The 17,938-nt window shown below is 34.1% G+C and carries 17 protein-coding genes; 5 read left to right on the top strand and 12 right to left on the bottom strand.

All coding sequences use genetic code 11. The annotated features are described in order from the left end of the window. Positions 1–249: 249 nt before the first annotated feature. From ACY2RU_RS10860 to ACY2RU_RS10805, 12 genes are all read right to left on the bottom strand, one after another. The gene (locus tag ACY2RU_RS10860; RefSeq protein ID WP_490138483.1) at positions 250–1,674 is read right to left on the bottom strand and encodes a hypothetical protein; all 1,425 of its coding nucleotides are present in this window, start codon (positions 1,672–1,674) and stop codon (positions 250–252) included. Then, positions 1,664–2,698, bottom strand: coding sequence for a hypothetical protein (locus ACY2RU_RS10855; protein WP_490138482.1), 1,035 nt, complete (start codon positions 2,696–2,698; stop codon positions 1,664–1,666). Before ACY2RU_RS10855 ends, ACY2RU_RS10860 begins: the two co-directional genes overlap by 11 nt. A 442-nt stretch (positions 2,699–3,140) precedes the next feature. Continuing rightward, positions 3,141–3,446 carry a hypothetical protein gene (locus tag ACY2RU_RS10850; RefSeq protein ID WP_490138481.1) on the bottom strand — a complete coding sequence of 102 codons (306 nt, stop codon included), beginning with the start codon at positions 3,444–3,446 and terminating at the stop codon, positions 3,141–3,143. Positions 3,447–3,466: 20 nt separating this feature from the next. Then, positions 3,467–3,991 carry a relaxase/mobilization nuclease domain-containing protein gene (locus ACY2RU_RS10845; protein ID WP_490138480.1) on the bottom strand — a complete coding sequence of 175 codons (525 nt, stop codon included), beginning with the start codon at positions 3,989–3,991 and terminating at the stop codon, positions 3,467–3,469. Continuing rightward, on the bottom strand, positions 3,975–4,478 hold the full coding sequence (locus ACY2RU_RS10840; RefSeq protein ID WP_490138479.1) for a hypothetical protein: 504 nt from the start codon (positions 4,476–4,478) through the stop codon (positions 3,975–3,977). The genes ACY2RU_RS10845 and ACY2RU_RS10840 overlap by 17 nt, the downstream gene beginning before the upstream one ends. Beyond that, on the bottom strand, positions 4,441–4,779 hold the full coding sequence (locus ACY2RU_RS10835; RefSeq protein ID WP_490138478.1) for a hypothetical protein: 339 nt from the start codon (positions 4,777–4,779) through the stop codon (positions 4,441–4,443). Before ACY2RU_RS10835 ends, ACY2RU_RS10840 begins: the two co-directional genes overlap by 38 nt. Further along, a complete protein-coding gene (locus ACY2RU_RS10830) occupies positions 4,772–6,340 on the bottom strand; it encodes a type IV secretory system conjugative DNA transfer family protein (RefSeq protein WP_490138477.1) in 1,569 nt (522 codons plus the stop codon). The genes ACY2RU_RS10835 and ACY2RU_RS10830 overlap by 8 nt, the downstream gene beginning before the upstream one ends. Positions 6,341–6,401: 61 nt before the next feature. After that, positions 6,402–7,109: a hypothetical protein gene (locus tag ACY2RU_RS10825; RefSeq protein WP_490138476.1), complete on the bottom strand. Its 708-nt coding sequence runs from the start codon at positions 7,107–7,109 to the stop codon at positions 6,402–6,404. Continuing rightward, positions 7,106–8,227 carry a hypothetical protein gene (locus ACY2RU_RS10820; RefSeq protein ID WP_490138475.1) on the bottom strand — a complete coding sequence of 374 codons (1,122 nt, stop codon included), beginning with the start codon at positions 8,225–8,227 and terminating at the stop codon, positions 7,106–7,108. The genes ACY2RU_RS10825 and ACY2RU_RS10820 overlap by 4 nt, the downstream gene beginning before the upstream one ends. A gap of 166 nt (positions 8,228–8,393) precedes the next feature. Next, a complete protein-coding gene (locus ACY2RU_RS10815) occupies positions 8,394–9,053 on the bottom strand; it encodes a response regulator (RefSeq protein ID WP_490138474.1) in 660 nt (219 codons plus the stop codon). Positions 9,054–9,055: 2 nt separating this feature from the next. Continuing rightward, on the bottom strand, positions 9,056–10,996 hold the full coding sequence (locus ACY2RU_RS10810) for a tetratricopeptide repeat protein (RefSeq protein ID WP_490138473.1): 1,941 nt from the start codon (positions 10,994–10,996) through the stop codon (positions 9,056–9,058). Positions 10,997–11,108: 112 nt separating this feature from the next. After that, positions 11,109–11,282 (bottom strand): hypothetical protein, encoded by a 174-nt coding sequence (locus ACY2RU_RS10805; RefSeq protein ID WP_490138472.1) that lies wholly within the window; start codon positions 11,280–11,282, stop codon positions 11,109–11,111. 276 nt (positions 11,283–11,558) lie between these two features. On the opposite strand from ACY2RU_RS10805, the gene ACY2RU_RS10800 reads away from it, so the two are divergent. The 5 genes from ACY2RU_RS10800 to ACY2RU_RS10780 all read left to right on the top strand — a co-directional run bounded on the left by ACY2RU_RS10800 (position 11,559) and on the right by ACY2RU_RS10780 (position 17,854). Next, positions 11,559–13,001, top strand: a complete 1,443-nt coding sequence (locus ACY2RU_RS10800; protein WP_490138471.1) for a sigma 54-interacting transcriptional regulator — start codon at positions 11,559–11,561, stop codon at positions 12,999–13,001. A gap of 84 nt (positions 13,002–13,085) precedes the next feature. Then, complete coding sequence (locus ACY2RU_RS10795; RefSeq protein ID WP_490138470.1) at positions 13,086–14,420, top strand: hypothetical protein; 1,335 nt, start codon at positions 13,086–13,088, stop codon at positions 14,418–14,420. A gap of 3 nt (positions 14,421–14,423) precedes the next feature. Continuing rightward, positions 14,424–15,461 (top strand): protein kinase domain-containing protein, encoded by a 1,038-nt coding sequence (locus tag ACY2RU_RS10790; protein ID WP_490138469.1) that lies wholly within the window; start codon positions 14,424–14,426, stop codon positions 15,459–15,461. After that, positions 15,461–16,303 carry a protein phosphatase 2C domain-containing protein gene (locus tag ACY2RU_RS10785; protein WP_490138468.1) on the top strand — a complete coding sequence of 281 codons (843 nt, stop codon included), beginning with the start codon at positions 15,461–15,463 and terminating at the stop codon, positions 16,301–16,303. The genes ACY2RU_RS10790 and ACY2RU_RS10785 overlap by 1 nt, the downstream gene beginning before the upstream one ends. Before the next feature lie 12 nt (positions 16,304–16,315). Further along, positions 16,316–17,854, top strand: coding sequence for a hypothetical protein (locus tag ACY2RU_RS10780; protein WP_490138467.1), 1,539 nt, complete (start codon positions 16,316–16,318; stop codon positions 17,852–17,854). The last annotated feature ends 84 nt before the right edge of the window (positions 17,855–17,938 follow it).

Raw genomic sequence — 17,938 nt, 5'->3', positions numbered from 1 at the left:
ATATAAATAGTCTACATAGAAATCAATTAGTTTTTTTTAACATACTTACAAGAAATATTTGAAGATTTCAGTATGGTCCATTTCATTAAGACCATATCTTTTTAAGAGATTTGTAAAAGTTAAGTTACTTCATTTTTGTGGTGGAAATACTTCTGGACGCCTTTAGATTAAAAGACAAGCTTGAAAAGTTGCAAGTGACGAAAAATAAAATGAATAGTTTGATTCGGAGAAGGTATTTGGAAGAAACTATTAAAAATAATCAGATAGCCAAGCAACAGCAACAGCAAACATTAATAGTGTAAGAATCCAAACCAAAATAAAACCTATAATCCTATTTTTAGAATACGTCTTTTCATTATTAAACTCTTCATCATTATTCAAAATTAGGTCTATATCTGATTTCATTAACAGGTCCGTATTCTTTAATTTCATGGCATTATAACGGTTGATAATACGTTTCCTAGACGTCAAAACCAAAATTAAAGAGTAAACCAAATAGATAAGTGAAATCCCCATTAAGGCAAAAAATATGATTGTAGCATCCTTTGTAAATATTTTATCAAAATCGGCATTATTGAGTGTCCGAATAATGAACACTGATATAAAAAATGAGATATATAAGAAATTGCTTTTTTGATAATTTGAAGTTAGTTCTTGAAGCGAATTTTTAGTCTCTTTAAGAATTTCGCTCAATTCATTATTCAGCTTTGATCTGATCTCAACATATTTTGAGATGTTTTCTTTGAGATAAATTTTATACCCAGATAGAATAGAGTGATAAACATCATCTTCAATAGCAATAGATTTATCTTTGTTATGAATTGAAATGACATTTCTAGCGATTCCAATTTTATCGGGCTCATTCCCCTTATCCTTGTATATCCACTTATTGATTTTGGCGTAAACAACATATTTATCCGTCAGTTCTTCGATGGCAATTAAACCTTGAATGTGTTTAAAACCATTTAATTTGTAATGCAATACTTCATTTTCTACATAACTAATATCAAATAAACTTGTTATCGAAAAAAGATTGCTCAATACCATCATTTTATCAACAAAAACCTCACCTTGTCCTTTGTTTTCGGTTATTAGGAAATCAATCCCTCGATATGGAAAATCATTATTATTGTTAAAGTGACAATACTCTAGATATGTAGAAATGGGGTTGTAATCCGTTATTAGGCTATTTACTCTTAGCCTAGGAGAAATTAAGGAAATTTCTTGATTATCCAATAATTGGAAATTAATATACCCGAGTCTTTTAATTGCAGTATTAATTGTATTTAAGAATTTCCAACTTGTTAAACTCCTAATCCATTGTTCAAAAGTTTCGGTATCGTAAATGTTACATGTTCCTGATTCAATATTTTTTGATATAGTTAGCTTAAAACTAAGTATATCACCATCTAAAAGGACAATCTCATTATAGGATTTTAAAAACCTAGCAGTTAATGGTAAACCAGTTTGAAGAACAGGGTCTCCTTCATTAATATAAATATTTATTTCACATTCATCATTCAAGATTCTTATTGAAGACAGGCTATCAAACGTTAATGCAGAATGTGCCAATAATTGGGCGGTAAAAATGACAGAGTCGAGTCGCTCAATAATATCTATTGAATTATTGAGACTAAGTTGAAAGCTGTTAATGAGAATTTCTTTAACCCTCATTTATATTTTTGCGTTTGAATTGTTCATAAACCTTCTTATCTTCCGTGAAGATTTGAATATACATTCTGTCGCCATCCGTTATTCCAGACTGAATTGTATCTTCAAAATTTTCAATATGAGATTTCAATTGCAAATGGATATTATCGGCAATTTTAATTGTATTTGATTCTCTTTTCTTGATATCTTTTTGTGAAATTGGAAATGACTTATCGAAGTTAAGGGCATCAGGGAGTTTTCTAATATTGGCTACGATAGTATCTATCTTCAATGTTTCATCAAATGGAGTGTAATTATCAAACAAAGAACTCACAAAATCTTCAATATCGAAAGATTGTTTGTTCCTAAAATAACCAACAAAACTATTTCTAAGAATTTGATAATCTGTGGGATTTGTTCGCTTCATTGCGTTGAATACCCTAGTATCAAAAGCATCCATTGAATTGACTGTGTTGTACTGGTCTGTGTGTTTCGGGATTAATTCCAAAAATTCATCATACCAATATTTAGAATGATTTGGGTCAAGAACTTCCACCTCATCTTCGATAGCGCCGCTATTTATATGAATCAATGCTGCCTTAAAAATCTTTTTATCCCATAGCAATCCACTTCTTAAAGTAAATAAGTCTTCATCTATGAATTGAGTATGGTCAGCTTTACAAATTATCACTTTTTGCTCTCCATCCACTTCTATATATGCTTGAAACAAACTCCCTTTCAATATTTGCACTTTTAAGTTCTTACTATCAATACGGTCCTGAGCATTTTTCTCTTTTTCTAACAGCCTATTTGCTGAAGAGGTAACTGCCTCATCAAGATCCTCAGCGTTAATAATTTTAGAAATAGACTGCCGAACTTCAGTAAGGTTACTTTTGAATGAAAACAGCTTTTTGCTTTGGTTTGCTGTAATGTCATTAAACAGTCCCTGGGTATATGTTTCTAATGCTGCACTAATTGTTATGTCAATTGGCTTGGCTTCATTATCCTGTTTATTTATATGATGAAGAGATGAGAAAATTATTTTCATAAGTTGATTTATTTTCGCAAAATTAATTCTTGATTTCAATTAATATTTACGGATTTCCGTAATTTTAAATGAAATTGTATTTTGGTGGTTCGTTCAGTACCAAACACCTTGGCTTTATAAATAATCAGGGAGAAGTGTAAATCTACGAATATTTATTGATTCAATTTTTAATTCTCTCAATGTATGCACAATTTGCCTCATTTATGTATCAACCCCTTTCTTTGATTTTTCCTTTTTGGCTGGTATAGGAATGGATTTGACTTCGACGAAAAGGGGTCCTAGGGTTTCCCTAGTAGGATCGCATTGTGAAATGGAAGCATGACTGTCACAATGCAATCCTGCCTCCAGATGTCTTAAAAGCCGAAGCGACTTGAGACATCCAGAGTCCACATGTTCTAAAAGCTTGCGACTTAGGACATGTGCCATTAAAGGACATCGGTAATCAACGTTCCTTTGCTTTTGATTTTCCTAGTTGATTTTTCCGAATCTGATTGAGCTGTTGTAATCTTGTGCTCTTGTTTCGTTCTTTTTCCAAATTCCGAAGAATTTCGTTGGTGTACCCTAAGGTGCGAAATCGGAATTTTCGGTTCATCTTGATACCAGCAACTTTGCCACGTCGAGAATAAAGTTCAAGGTTTTGTTCGGTAAGTTGGCAGTAGAAATCTTGATCTGAGGCTGCAGCTAAATAGGTTTTTTCAAGAAGTATAAGGAGTATTTGCTTGTCTGAGATTACGCCACGGAGTTCCATTTGCTTTTCAGCATCTTTAATCAGAACTTTTTTTTTACGGATTTGCCATGTTCTATTTCTGAACGTTTGAGTTCAGGAAAATGAAGTCGCTGGAACTGTTCCATAGGGATTTTCACTTTGTTCTTAAACGCATCTCGTGAGATCCTATTTGACTTACCTGTTCTATATTCTGTGCCAGAGAAACATATGTGAATATGGGTGTGTGATTTTCCATGACGATGTACTGTGGCCACCACCATCGATAGTGGAGCGCGGAGGGAAACGTATTTCTTGGTAATGCGCTTTAGTACTTCATTTGAAATTTCCCCATCGGCAGAGTGAAAAGAGAGAATATCCATATATAATACCACGTTATTTTTTCTTTTAATCTTGCGATATTCTTCATTCCTTATGAATTGGTCTGCAAGTTTTACAGGACTGTGGTTAGTTCCTTTCACAAATTTGGTAATAACAAAGCCACCGTCCTGTTCTGATTCTCGAAGGAGATATTCAAACACAGGCCGATAGGCTCCAATATTCTTATATGACTTACTCTTGATTATCAAGCTGACTTTCTATTTTATTTAGTAGTTCTGAAATGTTGGAATGTAAAATGTTCAATTTGTCTCCCGTGAGGTCTTTTTTACCCTCAATTAACTCCCTCAAATTTTCTGCAATTAGAAAGAGTTGTTGTTCAATAATAGCTGTGTCGATTGGTTGACATAGTTTGGCATCACCCTTTACGCTAGCTAATACTACTCTTCTAATATATTGAGACACTGGCTGGTTCTTTTCAAGCTTATCCTTCATCATTTTAAATTCAGACCTACTAAAGGTGACCGAAAACTCATGATTCTGCTTCCTGCGTTGCCGTATTAGGTTTAAATTATACGCTTTCCAATAATCTTTTTTAGCCAGAATTATAGACTCATTTGATGGGTCGACGCCTTCAAAGAGAGCATCTAAATAGTCATGGAGGCTTCTGTATGGCTGTAACTTTAACGACATAACCAGCTTAATCTCGATCCATATCGACATCGTAAGATTCCTCATGTCCGATATCGCCTAATTCTTCAATTCTATCGGCAATGTGCTGATGATCTTCGCGATTTAGACCGTCTGTATCTTTATGCGTATTTTCCAACGCGATATCCTGTGATTTTGCCAACTCATTATTGTCCTTTCGCCTTTTTTTCTCTTGTTCAAGAATCGCATATCGACGCTGGTCTCTGCCATGATATTTACTGAGTTTTCTCTCAACAGCATTTTCAAGTCGAATGGATAAAGCCGTAAGACCATTTTCTAAATACTCCAATATTTTGCCTAGATCAAATAAGGCGCTGCTTTTATACATCGCTTTGAGCATTTTTATTTTTATCAAGTGATAGGTATTGAGTCTTATATCTAATAGGTGTAAGCGACTCGTATCCTTCTGGTATGTCCATCTTCATATACCTCACATATTTCCCGATTTTATAGAATGGCTTTATTTTTACATGCAAAGGGCGCACACCGCCATTTGGAAGAATTAAAACTCGACCCTTTGGCATTGTTCTAATTTCATCACTAGACATCAAGGGACGGCTTCGGAGCACTTTCTTATCCTCTTTACCTTCATAGTATTGGTATGTGCCTAGTGTTTTCTCTAAGCGTTCACACTCGTCCGTTAATCCCGTCATATATACTCTACAAGCGTTATTGATAATCGTTTTAGCGTTGTACTGTCCGTAATTCTCGAAAATTTGGTTTTCCGACTGAAAAACTCCCAAAAGAGGTAGCTGAAATTTTCTCGTATTTGCTATTACGTTTGCCAGGTTAGGTAACGGGATGCTGGACATTTCGTCAATTAGTAAAAAGATATCTTTATCTCCTCCACGTGGCAACAACTGGAAAACTTCAGAAAATACTTGCTCGAAGAATAACCCCAACAAAGTTTTATAATATTCCATATCATTTAAAGGGCAATTCAGAAATAGCACAATTTTCTCCTTACGCATTCGCGCAATATCAAATGTGTCCACACTTGTTAAATCACATAATGTGGAATCAGATCCAATGAAAGATAAACTTGCTATGGCTGAAGAGATAATACTCGCTTTGGTATTCTCACTATTTGAAATCACACTCTTGTATGCCAACCATTGTTTTTCTGTACTCTTCGTTGAAAATAGCCCATTAATTGTGTCTTCATCTCCAGTCAAATTTTGTAAGAGATAGTAGACGTTGGCTAAATTCTGATTTACTTTTGGGCAATGGTCGAGTAAGAATTCAATAATGAGGGATATAAGTTCAATAGCTTTGATGCTCCAGAAATCTTTTGAATCCTTGTTAGATTTTCCAATTATCATGGTAGCAACTTTCTGAATATCTGAACTGCTACGAATCCGACTTAGCGGATTATAGTGAATGGAGTTTTCTGGATTATTTGGGTCAAATTTCAAAACCGTATAACCACGGCTCAAAAAATAATTTGTCATCTGTGTCAATTCACCAGAAGGATTATTAATAATCATACTCGCTCCGTCATTTTGGGATGCGATATTAAGTGCGGATGGAATCAGGCAAACGGTTGTTTTACCAACACCCGAGGGAGCAAATAATAATAGATTCTGCCTGCTCTGAACCGTTGTGAATTTCTTGTTTCCTAATGCAAATCCATGATTCCATCTAGACAGTAATTCACCTTCATCACCAAACTTAGCCTCTAGCAATTTTGGTTCACTTCCAAATATGCTTTCTAAACCTCCAGCGATAAAATCACCGCCTCCGGCGAAAGCTGTTTCTATAAAATCTAATATTGGTTTCATACCATAATTTTTTAATTCAACATTTTTCCTGTTAATCGAGATATCAGAGCTGCTGATACCTCGATTAGCTTTGCGCACAAGTGAATTCCAAGAAGAAGTAATTTCCATATGGCGACAACGAGGTTTTTAACTGACGTAACAAATACTTTTCCTGATTCTTTACTCATAGCTATAGTTTTAGAGTTTGATCGATTCCGATATGTAGTTCGAGCCCTGAGTCCTTGAATATTTCTTCATATGTCTTGCACCAAGCACGGAATATTCTATTTTGCTCGCGGGTTTTGGGAAAGTTGACAATGTAGAGACTAACTCCATTGAGATTCGGAATGGTTATCTCTTTTTTGAAATGCTTTGCCACCGATTCTGGATCGGATAGCAATTGCTTCCTATTCTTTAATTTAAGATGGTTGAATAGGTCGGAAATTTCACCCAAATCACTCCAGATTACGACAATCTTATCACCCGTTTCTTCTTCACTTATGGTGTTGAGTTGATTTAATAATGGTGTGAATACACTACTTGTTTGGTATTGAAAGACACGACTATTCTCTCGTACGATTAAGGTATCTATCTGCCTAAAGAACTTTTGAGACTCAGCCTGGTGTATCAGCTTATTTCCCATCGCTGATTGAACAGAGAGTGTAGTTTTATAAGTTGAGTTGTAATCGGTGTTACCAATATTCTGGAATCGAAAAATGACTCCAGAATTTTCTGAATTTGCACCTCCAATCAACTCCTGGACAAACCCAGGCTTTGGAGATGGAATAAGCGTATCAGTTCTATCCACCAACAAAGTAATAGCGGTTCCTGTCTTTGACTCGTAGTTTGTACAACTGTTAAGAAGTACAATGGACGTTAAGATGATAAGTAATTTCATAGCTTCTCGATTTTAGGTTGAATATCTTGATAGTTGAGTTTGAGCTTCGGAAGATCCTTTTCTATATCTCCAGAGAAGAGCGGTGCACAGGCTCCATTAGTTTTAAGAAAAAGTTCAAGCTTAAATTCCTCAAAGCAGGACTGCATGCGAGTACATATCTCCTTTTCCTTTTGTTGACCTAGAAGAAGGATATTGTAGCGATGTGTCAACTTGCCACGTAACTCTGGTGATATCTTGTTTCGCTCCTGTTCAAGTACTTCCTTTTGATTGTTCAATCGCCTGATGGCTTTCAAATCTTTTATGTATCGCCTGTAACTGTGTACAATTTCTTTTGGTTGACGATAATATGCCACCAGCCAGTAAATAATAATGAAGGCCAGTACATTGATCATAGTAAAGACCAAAGGGTTTGATATTAGTATTCCTTCCATACCTGGATTAAGTGCGCTCAGGTAATTTATCCTCATGAGACCAAGTTGCCAGAATAGAATTACTAAGGGGGTAAGGAAAGCAAGAAAAACTAAGAATTCTCTTTTTGGATTTCCATTTCCGTATTTCTTTACTTTTGAAGGTGTGAAAAATCCGTACCAATGAACAAAGATCGCTGTTAGGATTGCAGTAGCTAGATTTGTCATCATTCCTCCGCCCAGCAGCGCGAAGATTTCAAAGTTGGCAATTAATTCTATACAGGCAATTGTAATGGCGATTGGTTTTATGATTCGATCAAAAAGGCGAACGGCTGACTCATGTTTTTTGGGAGAATCGTCAAGCTTCCCAATCAATGGCGATAGCTCATGGTCGATTTTCTTAATCTTACGGTCAATGTCAGCGGTTGCCTCCTTTGAATCCTCAATATGAGACTGTCCTTTAACTTTTTGAAGACCACCACTGAGGCGGGTGTTAACATAGTCAACATCTTGTTGATAGTCTGCCGTAATGCCTCCTGCGTAGTCCGATATTTGGGCTGTTTTAGGGAGTTTAGAAAATTCAATAGTGCTTAACTTTTGGGCGGTTCCAAGATGCTTTTTATTATGGCTTAAATCGCTTTCTATTAAGTACTTGGAAAGTTCAGTGTCTACGTCTACCAATTTGGTGAGTTCATTTTTATTAGTTGTCATAGGAGTATGTTTAAAATTCTCTTATGAAATAGCTAATACTTCGCCAAAGTTAAAGTGTTGTAAATAAGATATTTGGAAATGATTAAATTTGAAAAATTGAAATTACTATTCAAAAATTGAATGATTTTTGCAATAGGTAGTAATATTATTTTGAGATTGACTATCGTTAAATTATTCCTTCTTTGATAGCTTTAGCGATTAGTTGGGGAGTGGTATTAGAATCAAATCGCACTTTAAGGCGCCGTATACGCTTTTCAATAGCTGACACCGTCATTACTACATCTTTTTTTTCTAAAAAATGTGCAATTTCTTTTTGAGTTAGACCATTACTAAGCCCTTTTAAGATAGCTCGGTCAGTAAAATCTATATCTAAGTGACTTTCATTATATCGAAGAATTCTTTCGATTGACTGACTATAGAAATAATCTCCTTCAATTATATTTTCAATTGCGGGTATAATTTCTTCTAAACTATTTCGACTTTTAAGGATATAACCATCGGCACCTAAAGTATTGATAATATAATCTAACATTCCAAGACTATCAATTTTTGATAGAACAATTACTTTCGGTGGAGATTTCATTTTCAATATTTCTCTAAAAAGACCATCTCCACCAATAAATTTTGGATTTGGAAGGTTAGTTTTTAAAACAATATCTAGTAAGATTATGTCAAAACGCTGGTTTTGTAATATCTCAAATGCACTATCTGCGTCTGTAGCAATAAATACGCGGAATTTAAATTTTTCCGCCTGTTCAAGAGTTTGTTGAACCCCTGAGCTAACTAAATCATGATCCTCCACTAATAAAATATCTAGATGTTTCATAATTACCAGTAAATTGGGATAAATACTTTTAGAACGGCTCCATTTGAAGGGTAATTTTCAAGTGAACAGGTCCCATTCAGTTCTGTAACCCGTTTTAGTATATGCAACATGCCTATTCCGTTTGATGCGTCGTTCTTTATTCCTTGCCCATTGTCAGAAATTATCATCTTAAACTCTTTGTGGGTCTGCTCAAAAATAATACTGACTTCAGATGCCTTGGCATATTTTTGAATATTGTTTAATCCTTCTTGTAATATACCATATAGTGCTATTTGAATTTCTTGAGGTAGCTTCGGCCAATTTATGCTATTAATTCCTTCCAGCTTAATAGTAAGATCGGCATTAAAACTTGTCTCGCGAATAAGTAGGGTTACCTTTTGTGTAAAAGTGACGTGATTGAAATGTTGAACACTTATTTCCTGAGATATTTTTCTGATTTTTTCATATGCATTATTAAAATGTGATAGCACAATTTCCCATTGACTGGTGCTTTCGTTTTTTTGTAAACGGTTGCCTAATTGAAGCCCACTCAAAATGTCACTTGAAATATCCTCATGAAGATAAAGTGCAAGTTTGTCTTTCTCATCGGTACGAGCCTTCAACGCAATAATCATTGTCTTTTGACGTAATGCTTTTTTACGATGTATAAAATACATAACTCCGCCCGTAACTACTAGAAATAAAAAGATGGTAAAAGATCCAAGCCAAAGACTTCTGTTTTTTTGCCGCTCAATGTTAAGTCTTTGAGCAAGGTTTTGCTGTTCTAAAATAAAATTTTGCTGTTCTTTCTCATGAGTTTGAAGTCTGATTCTAGCAAATTGATGTTTTAAAAACCTTTCTCTCTCAATAATACTATCTTTAATTCTTATGTAAGAGTTAGTATAAAATTGGTCGAAAGTGTTTTTAGATAAGAACGAATAGGCCTTTAATATATTCTTAGTATCCCCTATAGAATTAGCCTTTGCCAATGCTTTTTTGAAATAAGTTTTAGCTAGTCTATTTTGGCTCTGGGACAAATAATATTCACCAATATGCAACTCACTTACAATTGCACCACTTGTACTATTTTTGTTTTGCCTAATATCGTATGATTTTTGCAATAGAGGTAATACTTCCGTTTGACCTTTGAGTAAATTAACATATCCCTTATTGTCTAGCGCCATAGCATAAATTAAAGGATATTTATCTGTCGACTCTGAGTTTATTACCTGATCGAAGTACCTATTGGCCATAATATAGTCTTCGCGGTTTCTATATACCACCCCTATATTATTCATTAGTATTAACTTTTCGTTCTCTCTTGAGAATAAGGGTATACATTTTTTATACCAGTAGATAGCTTCTTCATATTGTTTAAGCTCATTGGATATAATCCCTAAGTTATTGTAAACAGCAGGAATGTACTTGGTGTTTTCTGCAAAAGTTAAGTAATCAAGTGCTTCTTTGGAACTGATCTCACTTCCATAATAGTCGCTAACATATGATTGTATGATCGCCATATTGAGAAGATTTCTCCCAGTTTGAAGACTGTCTTTCCGTACAATGAAAATATCCTTGGATTTATTAAAATGATAAAACGCACTATCATAAGTAAATGTTTTTAGTTGAAAACTCCCTAATTGATAATGACCTTTCGCAATATGTAGTGAGTCTTCCCATTGAATTGCGTTTGATAAATACTCTTGACTTGTTTCATTGAACAATGAATAATTCCCTTTTTTATATAGGTGGTTGGTGTACTTGTACATTGTTACCAACCATAAGGAATCCATCCGCTTTTCTCGTGAGATATCTATTGCGGATAACAAGTAATCCAATCTACTAGGGTCATCGCTATTTTTGTACTGTACTATTAGATTTTCAATTGTTTCTTGAATAGAAGGTGCTATTTCTGGTTGAGAAATAGATATATCGGGCTCATTTCTACAAGAGCTAAAAATCAAGAAAAATAAAATTAGTACAATTGATGATCTAAACACTTAACTAAAATACTACAATACGATGAAAAGATCTCACAGTAACGAGAAGACCTTTTCATTAGAAATTGACAACTAATCAATCTTCGTCATCATCGTCACCAGGTTCTGAAGGAAGTTGGCCTTGTTCTCCACAGCAATCTGCGAAGGGATTTGATTCTTGATCATTTGCACCCACCATTGGTACTGGAGTGCATGATGCTGACATAAGGGTTAATACTACGGCTACCAAAATGATTGAAATTTTTTTCATCTTTTTTGAATTTAAATGTTCCGTCGTTCATTTTTTCTGATTTTAACTCGGTTTATAATGCAGCGCATCTTCACTGAGGTTTTCCTCAATTTCATGTAATTGAGTCTTAATAGTTTTGAAGTGATGGCATTAATAGGTGCTAAAACCAAGTTTAAAATCAGTTTTTCAATGAGCGATCATGTAATAGAATTTCAAACAGTGAGCCTAATTTAATTATCTGATTATAAGCGTTTTAAAAAAATTTAGTTTTCAATAAATGAAAAATCTTATTAAAAAATGAAAAGAATTCTCATTTCTTGGATAGCCTTCAATCACGATTTTGTAAAAGATGAGAATGGTAGAGAAATAGTAAACCCTAACGGTCCACATGCGGATTTTTACTCTAGGTTGTTTGACTATGATGAGCATATTTTATTATCCTCATTTCACGAGGATTTTGAAAGCCCAAAATTAGCTCGGTTACTCACTTTTCTTCGGCAGTATCATCCCAAAAAAGTAATTATTCAGAAGTACATGGATATTGAAGATATCATTAGCATAGAAGAAATACGAACAAAAGTATTTAGGGTGCTAAATTATTACAAAGATGATGATGTAGAGATATTTATTTCTCCTGGTACTCCAGCGATGCAGACTGCCTGGTATTTATTAGCTACAGAATTTGAAAATGTCTCACTATTTCAGGTGCGACCACCTTGGAATCAAGAATCTAAAAGAGAAAAAGAATTTGTTAAAGTTCTTCATAGAGGTTTAGTCAATGGACATGCGATTAAAGAGGAAAGTAAAAGACGTAAAAAATTAGAGAATAGCCCCTTTATAAGTGAATCCAACAAAGCCCTTTTCGAAAAGGCTGAAAGAATAGCTCTTGATAATAGATCTACGGTTCTTATTCATGGGGAAACAGGTACTGGAAAAGGTGTTTTAGCTAGATTCATCCATAATGAATCTTTGCGTAACATGTATAAATTTGTCCCACTAAATTGCGGTGCTTTGGGTGACGAACTCTTAGAAAGCAGATTGTTTGGGTATAAGAAAGGGGCACATAATCAAGCTCACAAGGATTCTACAGGTGCTTTTCAAGACGCGGATAAAGGCACACTCTTTTTAGATGAGATAGGCGACATATCCAAAAAAATGCAACAGACATTGTTGAAGGCTTTAGATGACGGAGAGATTTATCCGATAGGAAGTACTGATCCTATTAAGGTTGATGTTCGAGTTATTGCTGCGAGTAATAAGGATTTACTTCAGTTGGTTCATCAGGGCAATTTTCGTGCCGATCTATATTTTAGGTTAGCTGTTGTAGAGATGGAGACTATTCCTTATCGATCATTTCTTGAAGACGAAAAAAATAACTTACAGAGCTATTTTATTAAAGGCCTTGAAGACGAATATAAAAGAGGTTTTCCTACGATATCAAAAGAAGTGATGAAGTATATAGATTCGTATTGGTTTCCGGGTAATCTGCGTGAGGTAAATCACTTGTTGGAGAGTTTTTGTGCCGGCTGTGAAGAAATAGTTGGGATTAATGATTTGCCCAACAGGATTAAACAACCTGAAGAAAATATTTTTTCAATACGCTTAGAGGATATAAAAAACCTACATATTGAAAAGGTATGGAGAATGTTTTCAGGGAGTACCTCGAAAGCGGCAAAAGCCCTTGGAGTGCAATACAATACTGTTCAAACCAAGGTAAAACTATACGGGTGGGAAATTTAATGTGAACATTATGATACTAATATTAAGAATCATCATTTCAGAAATTCATAAGCAGCTTCCGATTGGAGTTATTAAAATTTTATCATGAAATTAAATATATATGAATTAAAAATGCTGAAGGAACTGTATTCTGCTATGCGCTCAGAGCGCGAAGGCAAGGATGTTATTTCAGATTGTAGGAGATCTATTATGGCATTGCAGCAAAACTTCTGTTTGTTTGATTGTAAAATCGATAAAAATTCCAAAGAATTCAGGAATCCTTGGCGATATCTAACTGATCGAGATAACTCATTTTTCTGGGGAGAGAATGAAAATGCCTTAGATCGATATGATAAAAGTAAGAAAGATGTATATATAAAAATCCATGATTCAATCAAGCTAATAAATGCGGCTCGAATTGGAGTAGATTATCATCAGAAGGAGATTATTCAAGATGAAGCCCAACTAGCTATATTCACACTAAAAAAAATTAATCGATTGTATTTTGGTAGTATCAGAGATTACAAAATTCATGAAATAGAAAATATTGACAAGCCTTTGAAGCCCTTGTTAGGGTCACTACTTCCAAAAGAGAAAGTTAAGAATTATCCACTTGGTGATGAATCTTATTCTGAAGAAATCATACGAGAATCTATCATTAAACAAAGGCCTACATATTATGTATTGGTGTTAGTAGATTCTTCTTCATCAATGTTTTGGCCTTATCTCAAGGACAAGTCCAATGCCGGTAAGCCAAAATCCAGTGATTATATAAAAGCTATAAAAAATACTCAGTTAGCCATTGAGACTGCGCATAATAAAGCACTTGAAGCACTTCGAGGTAGTGCGATTTGTCAGCAAGGATATTTAAAAGTTTGCCAGTACATTTTCAATCATGAAGCTCGATTATTAAACCCCCCGAGAATTCTGAACAAGGCAGGAATGGACGATGTCCAAAAGCTTTCAAATGAAAATTATTATCCCGATGGTATGACTGCTTTGTATGAAACAATTGAACAGTCTGCACGATTGATATATGACAAATATATTGAGCCATCAAAACAAAGAAGAGAAATAGACAAATTGATTCTAGTAGTTATTACTGATGGAGAGGATACCATTATTGACAAAACACAAAGATATCAGCTAAGCGGAACTGGTCATTGGACTGAGAAAGAAATTTATGCACGCTTTAAACAAGAAAAAATTAAACTAATTCGTGAAAATTTAAAAAAGTTAAGAGGGCATAACACTAAAGGTCAGCAGCATTTGGAATCAGCTATTTTGATCGGCTTGACGAATGATCAATTTTCATCCGAGAATCTAATTGACTTGAAAAAAGAACTTGACTTCGACAACTCAATTGCAATAGACCAAAGTGATGGTGCGGCATTGAGAACAGCATTTAAGTTATTCTCTGGAAATGCACTTAATACTTAGCTTATGAAAGTATTTTTAAATAATAAAGTGATTAATCTTGAGTCAACAAATTTATTTGGGGCCGAGGGAGAAATTTATCTTATTTCTGGCACTAATAAAAAAATGTGTGTTAAAGTCTATGAAGCCTATAAGCGTACTCCTTACTTAGAAAAAAAAGTTTTGTCTTTAATCCAAAAGTTCAATCAGATTTCCTTGGGTAAATTAGAGAATCAAATAGCCACTCCTGAGGCAATGGTCTACGATATAAAAACTAGAAAGTTCTGTGGTTATACTATGAAGTATTTCCAAGGACATGATCAGGTTTCAAAGTATAGTTACAATTGCAATTCATTTTCATTTGGAGAGCACATCAAAGGGGATGATTACTTTCTCTCGATTATAGATTACTTATTCGCTTATTTAGAAACGATGCACAAGACAGGAATTATTCTTGGAGACCTTAATCCTCAAAACATATTAATTTCTAAAAATAAGAAACCAGTTATTGTAGATATTGATTCGGCACAAATAGGAACATTTCATAGTAATTCTCAGCGAAAGGATTATAAAGACCCAAAAGTCCAAACCGATGGATATGGCTCAAGTAAATACTTTGTTTATTCAACAGACAGCGATATTTTCTCTATGAGTATTATAGCCTATGAGCTAATCATAGGTTCCAATCCTTATTATTACCAGACAACTCCTGTTACCGATTCATATTATAAAAAAGAGCAGGACATTAGTTTACTAGATTACATATACTATTCGGAAACAAAGGTAAATATGGATGCTTATGAGATAGTTAAAAATGAGTTTTTCTATGCGTCATATCATCGGCTAAAAATTCTTGAACAATTATATCCCACACTCATCCAGTACTTCAAAGATGTGTTTATGTTTGGGAGAAGGGATTATTTTCAATTAAAGCCTAGAAAAGGATATAAGATTGGGTTCAAGCAATATGCCAATCTTGATGGTTTAGAAACAATAATTGCTCAAAGTAAGAATGATCCAGAAGAATTAACACAATTTATGGAACAATATAATTTATATATATAATGTCTTATCTTTTTGATTATCATATAGGTTATCAGTCAGATTGCCGTAATAACACGGAGTTACCTTTTCAAATTTTTGGATTAACCCAGCAAGGTAGCTCACATCGTAATATCAGTATAGGGAATCAGGATGCTGGGTCCGTATTTATTGGAAAAAAAATATTGATTGGAGTTGTTTCGGATGGTTGTTCACAAGGGAAAAATATCAACGGATTTTCTTCCAATCAAGTTGGTGCTCACATTGCATGTAATCTAAACATTAAAATTGTTCGAAGACTTTTAATGCGCAAAAAATTAAGTGTTAATGAATTTCAGGAAGAATATACTATTTCACTTATGAGACAATATAGACGGCTTTTTAATGCTTTCAGTCCATGGAAGAACGAGCGTAAAATACTACTGTCAAATATATTTTCGGCCACTTTTATATCGTTCGTAGTAACTCCTTTTGAGTTTATGATTTTCCATTTTGGTGATGGATGCGCCTTTTTAAATTCCAAATCATTTGATCTTAGTTCAGAGGACAATAATTATTTTACAAATCGCCTATATGAAGGTAAAGGAGAGGGTGAAAAAGTAAATTTTATTAAAACTGGACTTACTAGAGACCTTCATAATTTATTAATCACTACTGATGGATTTGTGCAAATGAATGTTCAAGAAAATGAAAAATTTAATAGTTTCTTTTTTAACTCACGCCCTTTGATTCATCAAAGAGGTTTTGTAGACAGGAAATCTGAATTTCGCTTGAATTTGGTTGAAGATATCACTAGTGAAGATATTAACAAAGAATGGCCTTTCGACGACGCAACATTTATTTCTTTAAAACGTATCCCATCTTAAATTAGGTTAATTATGGCAGAATCCTTTATTTCAATAAACAATATCCAAATTGGAGAAGATTATATTCAGCGGAAACAGGGTATTTTAAACGCGCTCTCATTTGCTAGTGCTGATTATATTTATAAAATATTAAGAAAATATCGAGGGGATAAGTTAAAGAAGTTTAATTATAAGAAATTGGCTAACTTACAACGAATAATTGCTCATAAAAACCCACATTTAGATGAATATTTTGGCGAACTTCTTTTTAGATCTATACTGCCGTATAATCTTAAAGATATTGAAATCGTCGAGCATACCTTGTTGTCATCTAAAAACGATCACTTAGCCCAAATAACTTGGCCGAATGCAGTTATTTTTGGATTTAGCAAGGATGAAAGTGGAGGCGCAACCGCTTTAGAATTCTTTGATGAGCATGAAGAAGATGGAACACGAAAAAAGCCGTCTTGCAGCCAAATCGTTGTAGATCGATATTTATTTAATCCATTACCTAAATCAATTCAACTGTTGCTTGATGAAGTCAATCAAATTGACTCTAGAGGAGGTGCTCATTCATATAACCTTGGAAATTTAATCAAAAAGATACATGACACTCCTTATATTGTTGGATATGACGAGATCGAGCAAAAATATATACATAAGTATTTAACAGAGAACTGGAAAAGAGCAATAGTTTCGGCTTGTATTACAGCGTTAATTTATACGTACGAAAATAACCTTTTATCTTATGAACTCAGTAAAAAAGAGGTAGACAAGCTAAACGAATTTACAAAAAGCAGTCTTGTATCATTTTTGAATCGCACCCTATTGTCAAAGTATGACCCTAATTTTCATAAGGTCAAAGGAAAGATCTGGCAAAATTTCAAAGAAGGTAATAAGACATTAGCTAAGACCGGTACTTGGAAAACGGAAAACGGAATCGTTAGACAAAGTTTGATTCTTCATAAGTTAACATATGCTTTGGATAGATGTTGGGGACCATCAATTTGCAGCCTTGTAATGTCACATCTTTGGCAGGTGGAATTTCAATCTCAAATTGCATTTATGCAAATTAAAGAAGAAATAGCATCGATAGAAAACCCTACAATAGAAACTCAAACTAAGTTTGGAACTCTCAAAGTAGTTGAAATTAGCAATCCAAATGTTATTCCTATCCAAAAAAAATCTGATCGTATTAAAAAAGAATTTAAAAAAGGTCAGCCATTGCGCATTATCTATGGCTCAATCACGAATCCCGAATATTACAACCTGGCCACTGTTTTAAAAAATATTGTAAATACAAAGTACCAAGGATTTGGTATAATATTATTTAAGGACAAGATATTGAACAGTACAATGGTTAGTGAAGGTTCTACCGTTCCATATGATTTTTGGAAGTATACATCAGATGCTATACAGACAGAAGAACCAGGGCGTTGGTTTCAATTAATTCCAAATGATCGTTATGCAGAATTTATATTGAATCGAACTAAATCACATCAAGAACACCTTCCTTCCGAGTTCATTGATCTTGATTTCTTAGCGAACGCGACAAAAAGTTATAAAACATAATTAGTCACGTCAGAAAACACTTGACAAGTTTAGTGTATATGCTATAGTTCCGATGAAGCAATTGCTTCAAATATGAATTGGTTA

The sequence above is a fragment of the Ulvibacter sp. 2305UL32-6 genome (genome assembly GCF_058148545.1).
This window is presented reverse-complemented; position numbering and strand designations above follow the sequence as displayed.

Bases quoted from the DNA above. Each gene is read 5' to 3' on its own strand.
- ACY2RU_RS10855 (WP_490138482.1), bottom strand. From the start codon at position 2,698: ATGAAAATAATTTTCTCATCTCTTCATCATATAAATAAACAGGATAAT.
- ACY2RU_RS10825 (WP_490138476.1), bottom strand. From the start codon at position 7,109: ATGAAATTACTTATCATCTTAACGTCCATTGTACTTCTTAACAGTTGT.
- ACY2RU_RS10805 (WP_490138472.1), bottom strand. From the start codon at position 11,282: ATGAAAAAAATTTCAATCATTTTGGTAGCCGTAGTATTAACCCTTATG.
- ACY2RU_RS10820 (WP_490138475.1), bottom strand. From the start codon at position 8,227: ATGACAACTAATAAAAATGAACTCACCAAATTGGTAGACGTAGACACT.
- ACY2RU_RS10790 (WP_490138469.1), top strand. From the start codon at position 14,424: ATGAAAGTATTTTTAAATAATAAAGTGATTAATCTTGAGTCAACAAAT.
- ACY2RU_RS10840 (WP_490138479.1), bottom strand. From the start codon at position 4,478: ATGAGGAATCTTACGATGTCGATATGGATCGAGATTAAGCTGGTTATG.
- ACY2RU_RS10830 (WP_490138477.1), bottom strand. From the start codon at position 6,340: ATGGAAATTACTTCTTCTTGGAATTCACTTGTGCGCAAAGCTAATCGA.
- ACY2RU_RS10785 (WP_490138468.1), top strand. From the start codon at position 15,461: ATGTCTTATCTTTTTGATTATCATATAGGTTATCAGTCAGATTGCCGT.
- ACY2RU_RS10780 (WP_490138467.1), top strand. From the start codon at position 16,316: ATGGCAGAATCCTTTATTTCAATAAACAATATCCAAATTGGAGAAGAT.
- ACY2RU_RS10860 (WP_490138483.1), bottom strand. From the start codon at position 1,674: ATGAGGGTTAAAGAAATTCTCATTAACAGCTTTCAACTTAGTCTCAAT.
- ACY2RU_RS10850 (WP_490138481.1), bottom strand. From the start codon at position 3,446: ATGGAACTCCGTGGCGTAATCTCAGACAAGCAAATACTCCTTATACTT.
- ACY2RU_RS10815 (WP_490138474.1), bottom strand. From the start codon at position 9,053: ATGAAACATCTAGATATTTTATTAGTGGAGGATCATGATTTAGTTAGC.
- ACY2RU_RS10795 (WP_490138470.1), top strand. From the start codon at position 13,086: ATGAAATTAAATATATATGAATTAAAAATGCTGAAGGAACTGTATTCT.
- ACY2RU_RS10835 (WP_490138478.1), bottom strand. From the start codon at position 4,779: ATGTATAAAAGCAGCGCCTTATTTGATCTAGGCAAAATATTGGAGTAT.
- ACY2RU_RS10800 (WP_490138471.1), top strand. From the start codon at position 11,559: ATGAAAAGAATTCTCATTTCTTGGATAGCCTTCAATCACGATTTTGTA.